The 15,985-nt window shown below is 41.5% G+C and carries 12 protein-coding genes; 11 read left to right on the top strand and 1 reads right to left on the bottom strand.

The genetic code is table 11. The features are described from left to right. The first annotated feature begins 41 nt into the window (after nucleotides 1-41). From ABIM45_06120 to ABIM45_06110, 3 genes are read left to right on the top strand one after another with little or no spacing between them, the layout of a single operon-like run. Nucleotides 42-5,543, top strand: a complete 5,502-nt coding sequence (locus ABIM45_06120) for a hypothetical protein (protein ID MEO0239480.1) — start codon at nucleotides 42-44, stop codon at nucleotides 5,541-5,543. After that, nucleotides 5,543-5,911, top strand: coding sequence for a helix-hairpin-helix domain-containing protein (locus ABIM45_06115; GenBank protein ID MEO0239479.1), 369 nt, complete (start codon nucleotides 5,543-5,545; stop codon nucleotides 5,909-5,911). The genes ABIM45_06120 and ABIM45_06115 overlap by 1 nt, the downstream gene beginning before the upstream one ends. After that, the gene (locus ABIM45_06110) at nucleotides 5,908-7,002 is read left to right on the top strand and encodes a hypothetical protein (GenBank protein ID MEO0239478.1); all 1,095 of its coding nucleotides are present in this window, start codon (nucleotides 5,908-5,910) and stop codon (nucleotides 7,000-7,002) included. The genes ABIM45_06115 and ABIM45_06110 overlap by 4 nt, the downstream gene beginning before the upstream one ends. 68 nt (nucleotides 7,003-7,070) lie before the next feature. On the opposite strand, the gene ABIM45_06105 is transcribed toward ABIM45_06110, so the two are convergent. Next, nucleotides 7,071-8,069 carry a hypothetical protein gene (locus ABIM45_06105; GenBank protein ID MEO0239477.1) on the bottom strand — a complete coding sequence of 333 codons (999 nt, stop codon included), beginning with the start codon at nucleotides 8,067-8,069 and terminating at the stop codon, nucleotides 7,071-7,073. Between the two features lie 154 nt (nucleotides 8,070-8,223). On the opposite strand from ABIM45_06105, the gene rplT reads away from it, so the two are divergent. The 8 genes from rplT to ABIM45_06065 are packed head-to-tail and all read left to right on the top strand — an operon-like array spanning nucleotide 8,224 to nucleotide 15,985. Next, nucleotides 8,224-8,580 (top strand): 50S ribosomal protein L20, encoded by a 357-nt coding sequence (gene rplT, locus ABIM45_06100; GenBank protein MEO0239476.1) that lies wholly within the window; start codon nucleotides 8,224-8,226, stop codon nucleotides 8,578-8,580. After that, complete coding sequence (pheS, locus tag ABIM45_06095; GenBank protein ID MEO0239475.1) at nucleotides 8,567-9,547, top strand: phenylalanine--tRNA ligase subunit alpha; 981 nt, start codon at nucleotides 8,567-8,569, stop codon at nucleotides 9,545-9,547. Before rplT ends, pheS begins: the two co-directional genes overlap by 14 nt. Continuing rightward, nucleotides 9,544-11,907, top strand: coding sequence for a phenylalanine--tRNA ligase subunit beta (gene pheT, locus ABIM45_06090; GenBank protein ID MEO0239474.1), 2,364 nt, complete (start codon nucleotides 9,544-9,546; stop codon nucleotides 11,905-11,907). Before pheS ends, pheT begins: the two co-directional genes overlap by 4 nt. Next, nucleotides 11,900-12,076, top strand: coding sequence for a hypothetical protein (locus ABIM45_06085; protein ID MEO0239473.1), 177 nt, complete (start codon nucleotides 11,900-11,902; stop codon nucleotides 12,074-12,076). The genes pheT and ABIM45_06085 overlap by 8 nt, the downstream gene beginning before the upstream one ends. Further along, entirely contained in the window at nucleotides 12,076-12,396 is a 321-nt protein-coding gene (gene zapA, locus ABIM45_06080) for a cell division protein ZapA (GenBank protein ID MEO0239472.1), read from the top strand. The genes ABIM45_06085 and zapA overlap by 1 nt, the downstream gene beginning before the upstream one ends. Before the next feature lie 24 nt (nucleotides 12,397-12,420). Next, nucleotides 12,421-13,665, top strand: a complete 1,245-nt coding sequence (locus ABIM45_06075; GenBank protein ID MEO0239471.1) for a replication-associated recombination protein A — start codon at nucleotides 12,421-12,423, stop codon at nucleotides 13,663-13,665. Continuing rightward, nucleotides 13,662-15,215 carry a ribonuclease Y gene (rny, locus tag ABIM45_06070; protein MEO0239470.1) on the top strand — a complete coding sequence of 518 codons (1,554 nt, stop codon included), beginning with the start codon at nucleotides 13,662-13,664 and terminating at the stop codon, nucleotides 15,213-15,215. Before ABIM45_06075 ends, rny begins: the two co-directional genes overlap by 4 nt. Further along, entirely contained in the window at nucleotides 15,215-15,985 is a 771-nt protein-coding gene (locus ABIM45_06065; protein ID MEO0239469.1) for a TIGR00282 family metallophosphoesterase, read from the top strand. Before rny ends, ABIM45_06065 begins: the two co-directional genes overlap by 1 nt.

Here is a 15,985-nt window from a genome sequence, read left to right as displayed (position 1 = left end):
TATGCTTTGAAAATCCACGGCTTTATTGTTAAGATTATCCGATGAACTCAATTATTTTAGCCCTACAATTGATCCTTTCCTATGGGCAGTTTGACGATCCTTTGTATTTGTACCTCAAAAATAGCTACGGGGTTGCCGAAAGTGTTTTTGTTGATGAAAACTTAGTCTATTTTGGCAAGTATAAGGGCTCTGATGAGATAGTTGTGGACTCCGTGATACCCTACGATCGGTTCAAGCTTTTAAAATCGAGAGAAATTATTTACTTAGGCCTGCTTGAAAAGCAGAGCGAAATTTCCGAGAATACATCAAGAAGCTCCCTTGGCAGAGGCGTAATCCCAACTATTCAGATTCCTGTCTATATGCCCCCCTCTTTTTCCTTTCTGGGAAAGGAAGGTGCAAAAGTTGATATAGATGGTACTCAATCGGTAAATCTTAGATTTGAGAAAAATACGACTCATGATCCCTTAAGTTATCTTGGTGTAAGGACATCAAGCTACTTTAATCCCCAGCTTGAGCAGCAGTTGAGGCTCAATTTAAATGCAACCATCGGAAGTAAGTTGAGTATAAATATCGACCACGACTCAGAGAGACAGGATGAGACAAAGAACAAAGTGGTTGTAAGATTCCAGGGTGAGGAAGATGATGTTGTTAAACTCATTGAACTTGGTGACACAAGGGTGAGTTTGCCATCCACCCGTTTTGCCAGTTTCCCCGGTCAGACAAAGGAAGGACTTTTTGGCTTTAACTCTCAATTCCAGTTTGGACCTGTGAAAGTGCAGGCTATTGCTACCAGAGAAAAGGGTGAGAGCCAGACTACGACCCTTTCAAGAGGTGCGGTCCAGGATAGCCTTCTACTTTACGGAAAAGATTTCGAAAAATTTAGATTTTTCTATATTCCTGAGGCCGAGTCTATAGTATCAATTCAAGTGTTTGTCGATGAGCAAAGGGGGATACAACCTGGAAAGACTATCCCAGGGTTTGCCTATTATTATGGATTTAATACTCAAACGGGAACATATTCTCCCGACACCGCCCTTAAAGAGTATGGTAACTTTAAAGCCCTTACATCGAGTGTAGATTTTATTTATTATCCAGATTCAAAGATTCTTGAACTTGCTACAAAAGCAGGCGAAAACTATGTTGTCGCTGTATCCTATGTAACAGCTTCGGGAAGGCGCGTAGGAATAATGGCAGATACAATGTTGGATAGCTTGAGGCTTGTAAAACCTTCAACTTATCCTCTCTACTTAGATTCCCTTTTTACGAGATCTGATACTTTGAAGGCCCAGCTGTGGAACATGATGCTTGTGAATATTTATGACTTAAGGGCTTCTTACATCTCCCCTGAAAATATTGATATTCAAATCGGAAGGGACTCTTCAGGTGTAATCGTATGGGGAGAGAATGGGCGAAGTTACATCAATATACTCGGAATAGATGAAAACAACGATGGGAAGGTGGATTTGGTAAGGCAGGTTGGTGAGCGCACTGTAGATATTTTGGACTTGAATAAGGGGATTCTAATTTTTCCCATGCCAAGACCTTTTATCTATGATTCACTAAGCAGCCCTGATTCTTTGATTTACAGGAAAACGAGGCTTTCCTATAACGAAGGGACCAAGTATGTGATAAAAGTTGTTAAGAGGCAGATGTCCCGTGAGATTTATTTGAACCAGAGTAACATCCTCGAAAACAGCGAAGTGGTAAGATACAACGGCAGGGTCTTAGAGAGGGGGAAAGATTATACGATTGACTACAATTTGGGCAAGATCATTATAAACGATGAAAACATCTTAAGAGACCCAAATGCCAGGATAGATGTGTCTTTCGATTACGCTCCGCTTTTTAGTATAAAGGATAAATCCCTCTGGGGTACCAGGTTTGAACTTCCTTTAGCTTCTGATTTTAAAGTTGGTGGTAGTTTCATGGGCAGGTCCGAATCTTCTCCTCTTAAGAGACCATCTATCGGAAGTGAGCCTACAAGGAGCGTTGTGGGTGAGTTTGATGCTGTTTTGGATACAAAATTGCCATTTTTAACGGATTGGTTTAATAGAATCAGTTTCAATAAAACTCAGTCGCCTTCAACTCTTAGAATTCAAGGAGAGATAGCAAGGTCCTACCCTAATCCCAACACTAAGAATTTTGCCTATATTGATGACATGGAAAATTCCAAGGACGAGATAAATGTCTCCTTTTCCATTTTTGACTGGAAAATTGGGTCTATTCCTCTTGTATCTCAATCTCAGGAAAAGGATACCTTTTACCTCGGTCGGAAAATAGTATGGGCAGGAGTTTACGATATGTACAAGAGGGGTCAGATTTACTCTAATATCCCTTCTGAAGAAAAGGACCTGCCACAACTTGTTTTTTATCTGGAACTTTATCCAAAGGCACCGGGTGTACCTTCTTATCTCTCCATTTCAAGCTTGTTGAGCAGTTATGGGCAGGATTTTTCAAATTATGAGTTTCTCAACATCATTGTAAAGGGAAGAAGAGGCAAGTTAATCGTAGATGTTGGGCCTGATATTTCGGAGAATGCTGTATGGAGAGATAAGGCAGGGAGAATAAAGAGTTATAACCCCTATGTAATTTCTACCGAGGATAAAAACGGAAATGGAGTGCTCGACCAGGGCGAAGATACAGGGCTTGATGGTGTTAGCGGGGCCGATAGTTTGTGGACTTCGAGCTCTTCGGATGATGGAAACGATGATTATTACAATCCCAAAAGTTCAGGGGTGAGGGATTACTCAAGGATTAACGGGACTGAAGGTAATGGAAGGCTTGACACGGAAGAATTGCTTGTTGATGGGAAGTTATCTTTAGACAACAACTATTACGAATTCGTAATCGACCTTGAAAATCCATCACCCGATATATTCGTTGGTGAGAATTCCGAGGGTTTTAGAACCTTTTTGATTCCCCTAAAGGATACTGCTTATGCTAAAAAGTTTGGTAATCCCAACTGGGGTTATGTGAGATTTGTGAGAATCTGGTTTGATAATATTGCAGAACCTGATACGATTATAATTGCCCAGATGAAGTTTCAAGGTAACAGGTATGTTAAATCCCCCGTGATGACTTCAGATTCTTCGCATCCTGTAGCTTCCGATGAAAATATCTTTATAAGGTCCGTTGGTCATAATGACGACCCCAATTATACATCGCCCCCGGGTATCGAACTGGAGAGAGACCTGATCACGGGAAGACTCGAGCAGGAAAATTCTCTCGGTTTGAAGTATGAGAATCTTGGTCCTAAACACTTTGCCCATGCAACTCAGATTAAGCCAAGCCCGATGAACTTTATGGATTATAGAACGGTAAGGTTTTTTGTAAGGCCCGCCCCTGGTACATCAACACCTTATCCAACGGTCTATGTAAGATTGGGCGATAGTTTAAATTACTATGAGTATAGATACAAAGTTACAAGCCCTGACTGGCAGGAGGTAATCTTTTATATCGATTCCCTGACTCAGATAAAGAAATTCTTGAGGGATTCCATTTCAACACCAGGCCCACATGTGATCGGAAATGTCGTAATAAAAGGGAATCCTTCCTTTACTCAAATACAAAGCATCTCCTTTGGTGTATTAAATGAGTCAACAAATAGGATCAGTGGAGAAGTTTGGATCGATGAGTTCAGAGTTGGTAATCCCAGGACAGACAGGGCAACGGCGGGACAGTTCAGCGTTGATTTTAGACTGGCAAGCTTTTTGAGTACCAATTTCTCCTTTACTAAAATGCAAAGCAATTTTAAACCCTTGCAGGGAACAGGTACAAAGAGTAACGATCAGTTAACTTCTTATAACATAAGTGCCGATTTTGGTCAAATTTTACCACAAAAATGGGGAATTAATCTCAGTCTTCTTCACTCAAAGAATTACTCCTTGTCTCTACCTTTATACGGAGCCTATTCAGACCTCATTCTAAATAAGACTCAGCAGATTGAACAAAAATCCACCTCCTCTATAAGGCGCACATCCTTTAATTTTTCGAAGTCTCGTGGCTCCAGAAATCTATTCGTGAAATACTTACTGGAACCCTTTGGTTTATCAGGCTTTATTAACTCTGACACCACTGTCGGCCCAAGAAACATAAGGAACGGCTTTTCAAGGAGTTTAAGTTTCAGACACGGAATCTCAATCCCATGGACCATAAGAAAGGGTAAGTTGATGATAAACCCACTGCCAGATTATAGTTTTTCTGGCAGTATTTCTGAAGGAAAATCCTTCTATAAGGACCTATTTAGCAATATCACCCAGAAGGATTCTTCTCAGACCTTTGACCAATCGCATTCCGTTAGCTATAATCCCTTCTCTTTCTTGAATTTAAGATATGATCTTGGTAAAACAAGGGATTTGCAGAGAAAAGTGGAGATAAACTACAGCGAGGGATTCAATAGCTCGCTGAGGTTTACATTGTTCTCCATATTAGATCCCTCCTTCAATTTTGGTACGAATTACAGGGAGAGTAAGGATAGGAGTTTCCAAACCATAGACTCCATTTTAAAGGCTAACATAGCAAGTTCCACCAATGCGGGACTTAACCTGAATTTTAACCTTACTAATTTACTAACGAAGATGTCGGATCTTCTTTTCAAGGATTTAACAGATTCGACTGGAAAACATGTCCAGAGCCCTTTAAACAAAAGGGTTAGAGATTTTTCGACCAATTTACAGCCCATCAGGTTTAGTTATAGCATTTCTGATAACTATGGACTATATATGGTTTCAAGCCGCCCAGGTTGGAAGTTCCGTTTTGGTTTCGATAGAAAGGCGATTGAAGACCTTGGGCAAAGGGAAAGGTTCTCAAATTCTTTCACAAGGCAATACAGCGTAGATTGGGGGTTCCGTTTCCTGATGGCTTCCGTGAATTTAGGAGGATCCTTTAATAATTCGACAAACTTGGTTTATATCAGCAAAAGATATACGAAAAATGCAACATGGCCGAGGCTCTCGGTTTCCAACGTGAGGATTGATAATAAGTATCTTAAAAAATTTCTAAATAACTGGACTCTTAGCTTCAATTACCAGAGGAATGAGCAAGAGTCCGGTGATTTTGGGAAATTACCTGACAACAAGGCTATATCAACTACTTTAACGCCGTCTATGAATCTTTTGTTTAAGAATGGTTTAGGTCTAAGTTTCAACTTTACAAGGACGGAGCAGAAAAGTACCGATTTTCGTTTCGGAGAAAGAACCACAAAGAACATCGACAACAGGCTTACTCTAAGTCCGACTTACTCCGTTTCTCAGGGTAAGGTTATTAAGCTCCCTGTTAAAGGGATTCAGTGGAAGCTCGCCAGTTCGCTCCAGTTGGGTGGTAATTTTACCTGGTCAAGAGGAATTCAGGCCAGCGTGATTGGAGGGAAAGAGACAAAGCTGAGGGACCAGACTAATATGAGCTTCGATCTTAATGCCACCTATTCCATCACACGGGATATCACTGGAACTATTGGCTTTGGTTACAGGAAGTATATCGATAATCTCAGTAAACGTTACAATTCAAATACGAATTTTTCGATCAACGTTAATTTTAATTTCTAATGTGGTTTACAAAGGAAGAAAGAATTGGCCTTCTGCTCATTGGGGTATCAATGTTGGTGGGTGGCGTTGTATTAAATAAGAAAGAAGAAGCAGGCTTGAGAAATTTAAAGGATTCCGCAATTGAAGTTTCGGAAGAAGTGCCAGCAGTGGAAGTTGGAAACGATAAAATTCCAAAAGGTAAATTGAATATTAACAGCGCGAGTTTTGAAGAATTGGTCAAAGTTCCTGGTATTGGACCCAAAACTGCTTCGCTTATACTGGAACGCAGGCAACGAGAAAAGTTTAAGAGTATTGAAGAGCTCAAGGAGATTAAGGGAATCGGTGATAAGAAGCTTCAAAAACTAAAGGAATATGTGGAGGTAAAATGAGCGTGAATTTGGGTAAAATACATGGTCAAAATAGGGCCAAAGAAGCACTTACGCCTATCGTTGAGCTTTTGAGAAAGGAAGAAGTTGATTCCATTTTTCTTGAATTTTATGGTCCTGAAGGTGTTGGTAAATTAACCACCGCCCTGGAGGTTGCAAAAGCAGTCAATTGTGAGAGTAAAGAAGAATATCCTTGTGGAAGGTGCCCTCAATGTATCCAGATAGGCCACTTACAGCATCCAGACTTATTTTTGCTAATGCCCGATATGAATCCCGATAAGTGGGCCGGAGCTCTAAAGTATGGGGAGTTGAGGCTCTTTTACAGCCCCTTAAAGCAGATAAAAATAGACGAGATAAGGGAAGTAGAAAAAGAGCTATGGAGGGAGAGGCCTTATAGCGGAAGGTACAGATTTGTCATTGTAGCTAATGGTGAAAATTTAAACCAGTATGCGCAAAACGCCTTTCTTAAAACCCTTGAGGAACCTTACCCTAAAACGGTGATTATTTTTGTGGTAAATCGACCTGAAAAAATCCGACCTACGATACACTCAAGGGCAAGAAAGATAAAATTCGATTATCTGTCCTTTCGAGACTTTAATGAGTATTTCGAATCGGTTGACATAAATTTCTCAGCGGCATTATTGTACAGGATAACGTCAGGTTCTATCGGGATTGCAAAGAGGTATATTGCAACCAATTTCTTGGAATTTCGCTTGCAATTATTGAAGTCCCTTTCAGAATTTAACCTGAAGAGTTTTAATGACACCTGCGAGGCATACCTCAGTCAGGAGCTCGGTGAGGAGAATGGATTGAGTGGATATGTGGGTGACATCGTCGAATTTTATGGGAGCGTTGCAAGAGATCTCTTTCTGATTAAAAATGGGATACATGAGCTCGTTATAAACGCTGACTTAAAGGAAGATCTCTTTGAGTTTTCTAAGAAAATTCGAAGTGACCAGATTCAGGAGATGTTTAGGATATACAAGGAAGTTTCCCTGTGGTTAAAATCGAATGTGAGGGAGGATGTCGTTCCTTATGCCCTTTTTGCACCTTTTTTGGGTAGAGATTATCTTAGTGTTTTAAGAGGTTACTGATGTTGTTTTAAATAAAAAAAAAGCGCCAGGGCGACCTCGCCCCGGCGCCTTCATTTTCAACTAATCTTTTATTTTGATTGGAAGATCGTTATGTAATTTGTGATAGGCTCCCTGCTTCCGTCACTGAAGATTACGTAAATCTCTGTCTGATGATTTTCATCTTGGGGATCCCAGATCGTACCCGTGATATCTGCTGCATGGCGACCATCTTTGGTAATTTCTCCAGTAACGGTTCTTTTTTCATAAGTTATCGAATTCTCTACTACTTGAGTAGCTGCTGAAACGTTCATAATTAGTTTCCAATCGTCTGAATCGGTATAGACTATACTGCCAGAGTCGTCGCTCCTCACAGTTAAGGTAATATCCCTGCGGAAGTTGTGATTTTTATAATCGATAATCCAGAGGTGAAGCTGTAGTGCAATTAAGCTGCCATCCTGATCATACTGGAGGTTTTTGGCCTCCACACCGATCTGAAATTCGTTGGTAACGGTGAACACTACTTTTAGGTAAGTAATTTGTTCGTTGGTGTTATACTGAAGGTTTATGCTTAAGTCCGCGATCTTTGTATCGTCAAGGTACAGGGCTATATGGACCTTCTGTGGCAGTGTGTCAGATCCTATGACATAAATCTCAATTGAATCGATTAATACGGCTGCCTGGTGAGCTGTAAAGGTTGTATCGTAAAATGTCCACCGGAATTGAATTCCATTTTGTGGGTTGTTGGGATCAACGTGGACCCAGCCGGTGGTGTCCTGCCATTCCCAGGTTCCGTAAAGGTCCTCAATGCCGCCCTTTACCCCTTTTGCTTCAATTTTCAGTGGAAGATTGTATTCATGTCCGTTGAATTTTATCACCCTTTTTCCACCAAAACCAATTGGAGGATTTTTAGAGTTAAAATCATTGAGTACGTTAAAGGCAGGACTCGTAGTAAGCTCAGTTCCCGTGTTGTTTAACGATGTGAGGAATGCCGCCGTTTCGTCTTTCTGAATATCCTGCTTTTTACAGGATGTCAGAAAGAAGAGCCCCATCACTATTACACCCGCAACCAACCTTTTAGAAATCTTCATGATTCACCTCCTCAACTTTATTATACTTTTTAGCAAAGGTTTTGTCAATATTTCGCATGTCGAATAGATTATTTCACTACCTGTTTTTTGTTTTATTTTTGACTGGTCGTCATTCTTCTATTATAATTTGCAAACTTACATTGAGGAGGAGCTTATGAGAGTTAAAACGGGAATTGTTAGAAGAAGAAGGCATAAGAAAATTCGCGAATTAGCGAAAGGTTATTACGGTCAAAAACATTCGACTTTTAAGAAAGCTAACGAAGCAGTTTTGAGGTCTTTGCAATATTCCTACGCCCACCGGAGACTTAAAAAGCGCGACATGAGAAAGCTCTGGATAATTAGAATCAATGCCGCTGCCCGTGAAGAAGGTTTAAACTACTCCAAGCTCATTTCCGGTCTGAAGAAGGCCAATGTGGCAATAAACAGAAAGATCCTTGCGGAACTTGCGGTAAACAACCCCACGGCTTTCAGTGAACTGGCTAAAATAGCAAAGGCCCATGTCAATTCTTGATGAAATATATGCACTGAAGGACGAGTTAGAGAAAGATTGGGCGAAGGTTTCGTCCCTCCAGGATTTAGAATCCTTCAGAGTTAAGTATTTTGGTAAGAAGGGGCTTTTACAAGATTTTATTAAAAAGCTCTCGAGCCTTTCTCCCGAAGATCGCAAGGTTGTTGGAAAATTAGTAAATGAACTAAAAGAAAAATACGAGAGCTTAATTAGAGAAAAGAAAGACGATTTATCCTCTTCTTCAGGAAGGGAGTGGGACCTCCTAATCCCTCCTCGGCAAATAGAAGTCGGCAATCTCCATCCCCTTACGAAGGTTATGGAAGAGCTAATGGAAATAATGGCAGGTCTTGGCTTTGAGGAGGTTAGTGCCTACGATGCCCCTGATGTGGAATGGGATTATTACAATTTTGAGTGTCTGAATATCCCTCCCTATCACCCCTCGAGGGAAATGCAGGCTACCTTCTTTATAACCGATAAAATGCTTCTAAGAACTCAAACTTCTCCTGTTCAGATAAGGACTATGCTTAAAAGGAAGCCGCCTCTGAGGGTTGTCCATGTGGGTAGGGTTTATCGTTTTGATGCCTTCGATGCTACCCATGCTCCTTGCTTCCATCAAATGGAGGGACTTTATGTAAATAAAAATGTTAGTTTTGCAGAATTGAGAGGTACACTGGAAAAGCTCGTCAAAGAAATTTTTGGAGAAAAGGCTGAATTCCGGCTTATGCCATCCTATTTCCCCTTTACAGAGCCATCGGCAGAGGGCCATGTAAAATTTGGTGATCGGTGGCTTGAAATCTTTGGATGCGGGATGGTACATCCGCAGGTTCTTAAGAATGTTGGGTTATCTCCGGAGGAGTGGTCCGGTTTTGCCTTCGGACTGGGAATTGAGAGGATAGCGATGATAAAATACGGTATTGACGATATTAGACTATTTAGTGATAACGACATCAGATTTTTGAGGCAGATATGAGAGTTACTTACAATATCTTAAAAGAGTATCTTCCGGATTTAAAACTTTCACCCTACGAGTTAAGAGACCTCTTCCCTTACATGGGGATTGAGGTGGAGGAGTTTAGGTATATAGGCGAAGGGCTTGATGGATACTTATACAGTGGTGTTATTGAAGAGGTCTCGGAAATAAAGGATGCACCAGGATATCGGCATCTTAAAGTCTCCATAGGTGATAAAAAGATTGACGTAGTTTCAACTGCACCAAATGTTAGGAAAGGGCTGAAAGTTGTTGTGGCTTTGCCCGGTGCAGTAGTGAAGGGGAACGCAATAAAAGAAAGGGAGATTAAAGGTATTGTCTCCCAGGGCAATTTATTATCCCTCGAAGAAATGGGATTTGAGATTGATTCAGAGGGTGTGTTTGAACTACCCGAAGATTTTCCCATTGGTGTTTCTCCTATAGAGTACCTGGGATTAAAGGATTGGTTGTACGACCTTTACATTTTCCCTAATAGACCTGATCTCCTTGGAATCATTGGATTGGCTCATGAGATATCGGCCCATACGGGTAATCAAATTCACTGGCACAAATTTGGTGTTGAAGAGGACTGTAACGAAGTTTTTGCTGTCGAAGTGTTAGATCCAGATGGATGCCCAGTTTATTCAGCGAGGATTGTCAAAAATGTGAAAGTTGGCCAGTCACCCTTCGAGTTGCAAAGAAAGCTGAGTTTACTGGGGCAAAGGCCTATAAACAATATTGTCGACATCACCAATTATGTGATGTTTGAACTCGGTCAGCCCATTCACGCCTTCGATCTTAATAAGGTCAAGGAAAGGATTGTTGTGAGAAGGGCTAAGGAAGGTGAAAAAATTCTCTGCCTTGATGGGGCAGTGAGAGAGCTAAATCCCGAGGTGTTAGTGATTGCCGATGCAGAGGTACCAATAGCTATTGCTGGTATAATTGGTGGGGAAGAGGCCAGTGTTACTGAGGATACAAGGGAGATCATCATTGAAAGCGCATATTTTGATAGAGTAAGGATCAGAAAGGCTGTTCAGATGCTTGGTATTACGACGGAATCATCGAGGCGCTTTGAGAGAGGTGGAGACCCTGGAATACCAGAAGTTGCGTCAAAGCGTGTCGCCTATTTGGTCAAGGAGATTGCGGGGGGAGAGGTTTGTAAAATTAACTTGGTTCAGGGCAAAACTTTTGAACAGAAAAAAATTACCCTCTACTTTAAAGACCTTAATAGGATAGTCGGTGAAGTATTAAACCCGGAAGAAGTGAAGCGGATAGTTGAAAGGCTTGGTTTTGCCGTTCATAAGAAAGAAGACCATCTCGTGATATCAGTGCCATCGAGGCGCAGGGACATCGAAGTGTGGGAAGATATAGCAGAAGAGGTTCTTAAAATTTATGGATACGACCGGGTCAAACCCAATGCGGAGAGCTGTGGCGAGTTTACCGGGAAGAAGCAAAAAATCCTTGATAGAGTGGTAAAGGCGAATCTTATTCTAAGCGGCTTTACAGAGGTTAAAAACATTGAATTTGTTTCCCCAGATGAGCTTATAGCTTTGGGAGAACGGGAAGAATTTTTTGTGAGGATTCAGAACCCAATCCACAGCGAACTTTCAGTTTTAAGAACTTCGCTTATACCTGGGCTTTTAAAAGTGGCCTCCCTGAATTTAAGAAGAGGTGTGGAGTATTTAAAAATCTTTGAGGTTGGTAAAGTTTTCTTCTGGCGAGGGAAGGATGAGCTCCCTGAGGAAGTGATGAAGGTTGGCCTTTGCGTAGCAGGTAAAATTCCAAAGACTTGGGATAGACCAGAGAGGGAAGTGGATATTTACGATCTCCTCGTTGGGTTTGAGTCTTTAAAGGGCGTTTTTTCAGAAAATCTTGTTTTAGAACAGAGAGATTTGAGGTTTCAGGGTCTTTCTTCTGGTGGCGTAGTTTTGAAGGGTGACGATGTAATTGGATACGTGGGTGAAGTCTCAGCAAGAGTGAAGAAGATGTTTGACATCAAGGTGCCCGTTTTTGTGATGCAGCTGGACCTTTCAAAACTGACTCCGAAGGAGCCCAAATACTCTGGCCTTCCTGCCTATCCTTCAACCAGTAGGGATATTTCAGTGGTCCTGAGAGTTAATGAATCTATAAAGGAAATCCTTGAAGTTGCAAAAGATATCTTCGGCGAATTGCTTGAAGAGTTCAGAGTCCTTGACATCTTTGAGGGAAACCCCATTCCAGTGGGTAAGAAGAGTGTAACTTTGCGATTTATTTTGCGCTCAAAGGATAGGACTTTGACGCAAGAGGAAGTGGACATAAAGTTCAATAATCTCACCTCTCTTTTGATAGAAAAAGGCTACGAAATCAGGGGGTTGAATGCCTGACCTTAGTGAAGAACTCACTAAAAAAATTAGTGAACTTCTTGAAAGGGTTAATCACCTTGAAAAGCTCTCATCGGAAAAAGACGAAGTGATAAAAGAAATAATTGCGAGGCTGGAAAAAATTGAAAACAGGTTGCATAATTTAAAAAGCAAAATAGAGGTGCTTAGGTAATGCCTGATTTGTTTAGCAACGTTCGTGGCAAGAGGCAAATTAGATTTAAAAATATGGAATTTGAAATTTTTTGTGATAAGGAAGATGAGGCCATTTTAGACGAGGTTGTTAATTTCGTTGAGAGCAGATTTAAGGAAGAGGAAGAAAGACTCTCAAGGATGAGGCTTGACATCGATTGGGCTACTGTGCTGGTGAATGTGATTTTTGATGTTGCATATCGGTACCTCATCCTTAAGAAAGATAGCGATAAGCTGATCGAAAGCGTAAAGTTTAACATCCACAGAATAGATGCGAAACTTGGAGGGCCTCAGAATGCATAATTATACTAAAGGAGGTGTAAATCTTTGCAGTTTGAGATTTTTGAAAATAAGAATAAGGATTTTTTGCCACTTTCCGTTAGGCTTGCGCCACAGACACTGGAGGAGTTTGTTGGACAGGAGCACCTGGTGGGGAATGGTAAACCCCTCAGGGTCCTCATTGAAAATGGAAGGCTAAAGAGTTCCATTTTTTTTGGACCTCCTGGATGTGGCAAGACAGCCTTAGCCAGGATAGTTGCCAATTTTGTCAAGACAAAATTTGAAGAAGTTAATGCAGCAAAAATAAAGCCTTCCGAAATCAAGAATCTTGTCGATCACCTTACTGGATACTATAAGGCAACTGGAAAGCCTGCAGTTTTATATTTAGATGAAATCCACAGACTAAACAGGCTTCACCAGGAGTTTTTCTTGCCTTTTACAGAGGATGGAAGTCTTATTTTAATTGCATCCACCACTCATAATCCTTACTTTGCAATTTCTTCTGCTCTCTTATCCAGATCAATGCTCTTTGAATTTAAGCCACTAAGTGAAGAGGAAATTTTGGAGATTTTAAAGCGTGCCAGTAGCTTAATTTTTGAGGAGTATAGAATTGAGACAGCCGAGAATGTTCTTTTGAGAATTTCGCAGATGGCCGATGGCGATGCTCGCAGAGCCCTTAACATTTTGGAAACTGCTTTACTCGTGGCAATAAATCAGAGATTATTCCAAATAGATATGGAGCTTATTCAGGAAATTATGCCTCACAGGGCTTACACCCTCACTGAGGATGAGCATTATGATATGATCTCCGCCCTTATCAAATCCATAAGGGGTTCAGACCCCGATGCGGCGGTATATTGGCTGGTTAGATTGTTAGAACAGGGGGAGGACCCTCTTTATATTATTAGAAGGTTATTTGTTCATGCCTGTGAAGATATCGGGCTTGAGGATCCAGAGGCAATAAGGGTTGTGAGCGCCTGTAAAGAGGGTTTTGAGATGGTGGGAAGACCAGAAGGGGATATTATTTTAACCTTTGCAGTTTTATATTTGGCGTTGGCTAAGAAATCTAACGCTGTTATAAGAACCCTTGCAAAGGCAAGGGAAATTGTAGAAGAAACAGGAAAATTGCCTGTCCCCCTCCATCTAATGGATTCCCACTATCAGGGAGCCAAAAGGCTTGGCAGAGGCATGGGATACGTATACCCATACGGTAAAAATCGAGGAGTGAAGCAGGATTACCTGCCAGATAAAATAAAAGGTATAAAGATCTTTCAGAGGGAGGAAGAACAATGATGGGAATAATTTTCGGAATTGTAGGAATTTTGGTCGGTTTTGGGTTTGGTTTTGCCTACTTTAAAGGGATTTATAAGAAGAAGTTGGAGGAAGCCCTTGGTACAGCTGAGGGTATAATTGAAAAGGCCCAGAAGGAAGCTGAAGAGATTAAGAGAGAGGCTGAAAACCAGGCAAAAGAATACTGGATGAAGGAAAGAAAGAAGTTTGAGAAAGAAGCCTTTGAGGCTAAAAAAGAACTGGAGAAAACTTCTAAAAGGTTGATCGAAAAGGAACAGGCTATCGACAAAAAAGCCGAACAATTAACAAGAAGAGAAATTGCACTTAAACAGCTGGAAAGTGAGCTCAAAGAGAGGGAAAAGGCTATTCAGGCGAAGGAAGAAAGACTGGACAAGCTCAATGAAGAGGCGGCGAGAAAGCTGGAGGAGATTGCAAGGCTTACAAGAGAGGAAGCAAAACAGGAACTTCTTAAAAGTTTGGAGCAACAGGTAAGATATGAAGCAGCCCAGTTAATGTACAAGATAAGAGAAGAGGCAAAGGAAAAAGCAGAAAAGGAAGCAAAGGAGTTAGTCCTTCACGCAATTCAGCGAGTTGCCACTGTGGTTACTCAGGAAAGTACGACAAGTATTGTCCCCATTCCTTCTGATGATTTGAAAGGTAGAATCATTGGTAGGGAAGGTAGAAATATAAAGACCTTTGAGTCAATTACAGGAGTTGAGGTAATAATCGACGATACGCCAGAGGCTGTTATCTTGTCTTCCTTTGACCCCATAAGGAGGGAGAAGGCAAGACTCACCCTCGAAAAGTTAATACAGGATGGAAGAATACACCCGGCAAGGATTGAGGAAATTTACGCTCAGGTGGAGGCAGAGTTTGAAGAGCATTTAAAAAAGATTGGTGAAGATGCCACATTAGAGCTTGGGCTTTCCGGATTCCACCCAGAACTATTAAAACAGATTGGAAAGATGAAATTCAGAACGAGCTATGGCCAGAATCTCTTGCAGCATTCTATGGAAGTTGCTTATATAGCAGGTATTATGGCCAGTGAATTAGGACTTTCGGTTCAATATGCACGAAGGGCCGGGCTTCTTCACGATATTGGAAAGACAGCCGACGAGAGCTTTGAAGGTCCTCATGCATTGATTGGTGCTCAAATTGCAAAGAGGCTTGGTGAGAACGACCTCGTAGTGAATGCCATAGCTTCCCATCACGGTGAAGAATCTCCTAAAAGCCCTATTGCAGTTATTGTACAGGCAGCTGACGCGATCTCCGGTTCAAGACCGGGTGCCAGAAGAGAGAGTATCGAAGCTTACTTGAAGAGGATTGAAAAGTTGGAACAGATTGCATTAAGTTTTCCAGGGGTTGAAAAGGCATATGCATTGCAGGCTGGAAGGGAAATAAGAATCATTGTGGAGGCCCAAAAGGTTTCCGATACAGAGGCCTTCGATATAGCAAGGCAGGTTGCACAAAGAATCGAGGGAGAGGTTGAATTTCCTGGGCAGATTAAAGTAGTGGTGATCAGGGAAACTCGGGCAGTGGAGTATGCGCGATGATTACAATTTTGTTTATCGGTGATATCGTTGGCAGTCAAGGGCGTGATGTTGTTAAGAACCTTCTTCCAAAACTCAAGGAAGAATTTAAGGTAGATTTTGTTATTGCGAACGGTGAAAATCTTGCAGGTGGAATTGGAATAACCGAAAAATCGGCTTTAGAAGTAAAGAGAGCGGGGGTTGATGTTCTCACTGGTGGTAATCATATCTGGGACAGAAGGGAGGGAATTCCCTTTGTTGAGTCTACGGATTGGGTTATAAGGCCACTAAACTACCCGCCGGGGACACCAGGACGAGGCTATGGACTTTTTGAGGTTAAAGGCTATAAATTGCTTGTTTTCAACCTCCTTGGTAGGGTATTTATGGAACCGTACGATTGCCCCTTTAGAGTGGCTGATGATTTTTTGAAACAACACAGAGAAAAAATAGTTATTCTTGATTTTCACGCTGAGGCAACCTCCGAAAAGGTGAGCCTTGCTCATTATCTGGATGGAAGAGTTTCTATAGTGGTTGGGACGCATACTCATGTTCAGACTTCAGATGCCAGGATACTACCCGGAGGAACAGGTTACATCACCGATGCTGGGATGACCGGAGGGCTTGGGGGTGTTATTGGTGTTAAAAAAGAGCTTTTTATACGCAGATTTTTAACCCAGATGCCCGTTGGTTTTGAGCCAGAAGAATCGGAACCGGGACTGGAGGGCGTTGTTGCAAAAATAGATGAAAACACAGGGAAATGTATTGAGATATCGGCTATAAGAAGATACCTTTGA

It is taken from the genome of candidate division WOR-3 bacterium, assembly GCA_039803545.1.
In the GTDB taxonomy this organism is placed as follows: domain Bacteria; phylum Hydrothermota; class Hydrothermia; order UBA1063; family UBA1063; genus UBA1063.
This window is presented reverse-complemented; position numbering and strand designations above follow the sequence as displayed.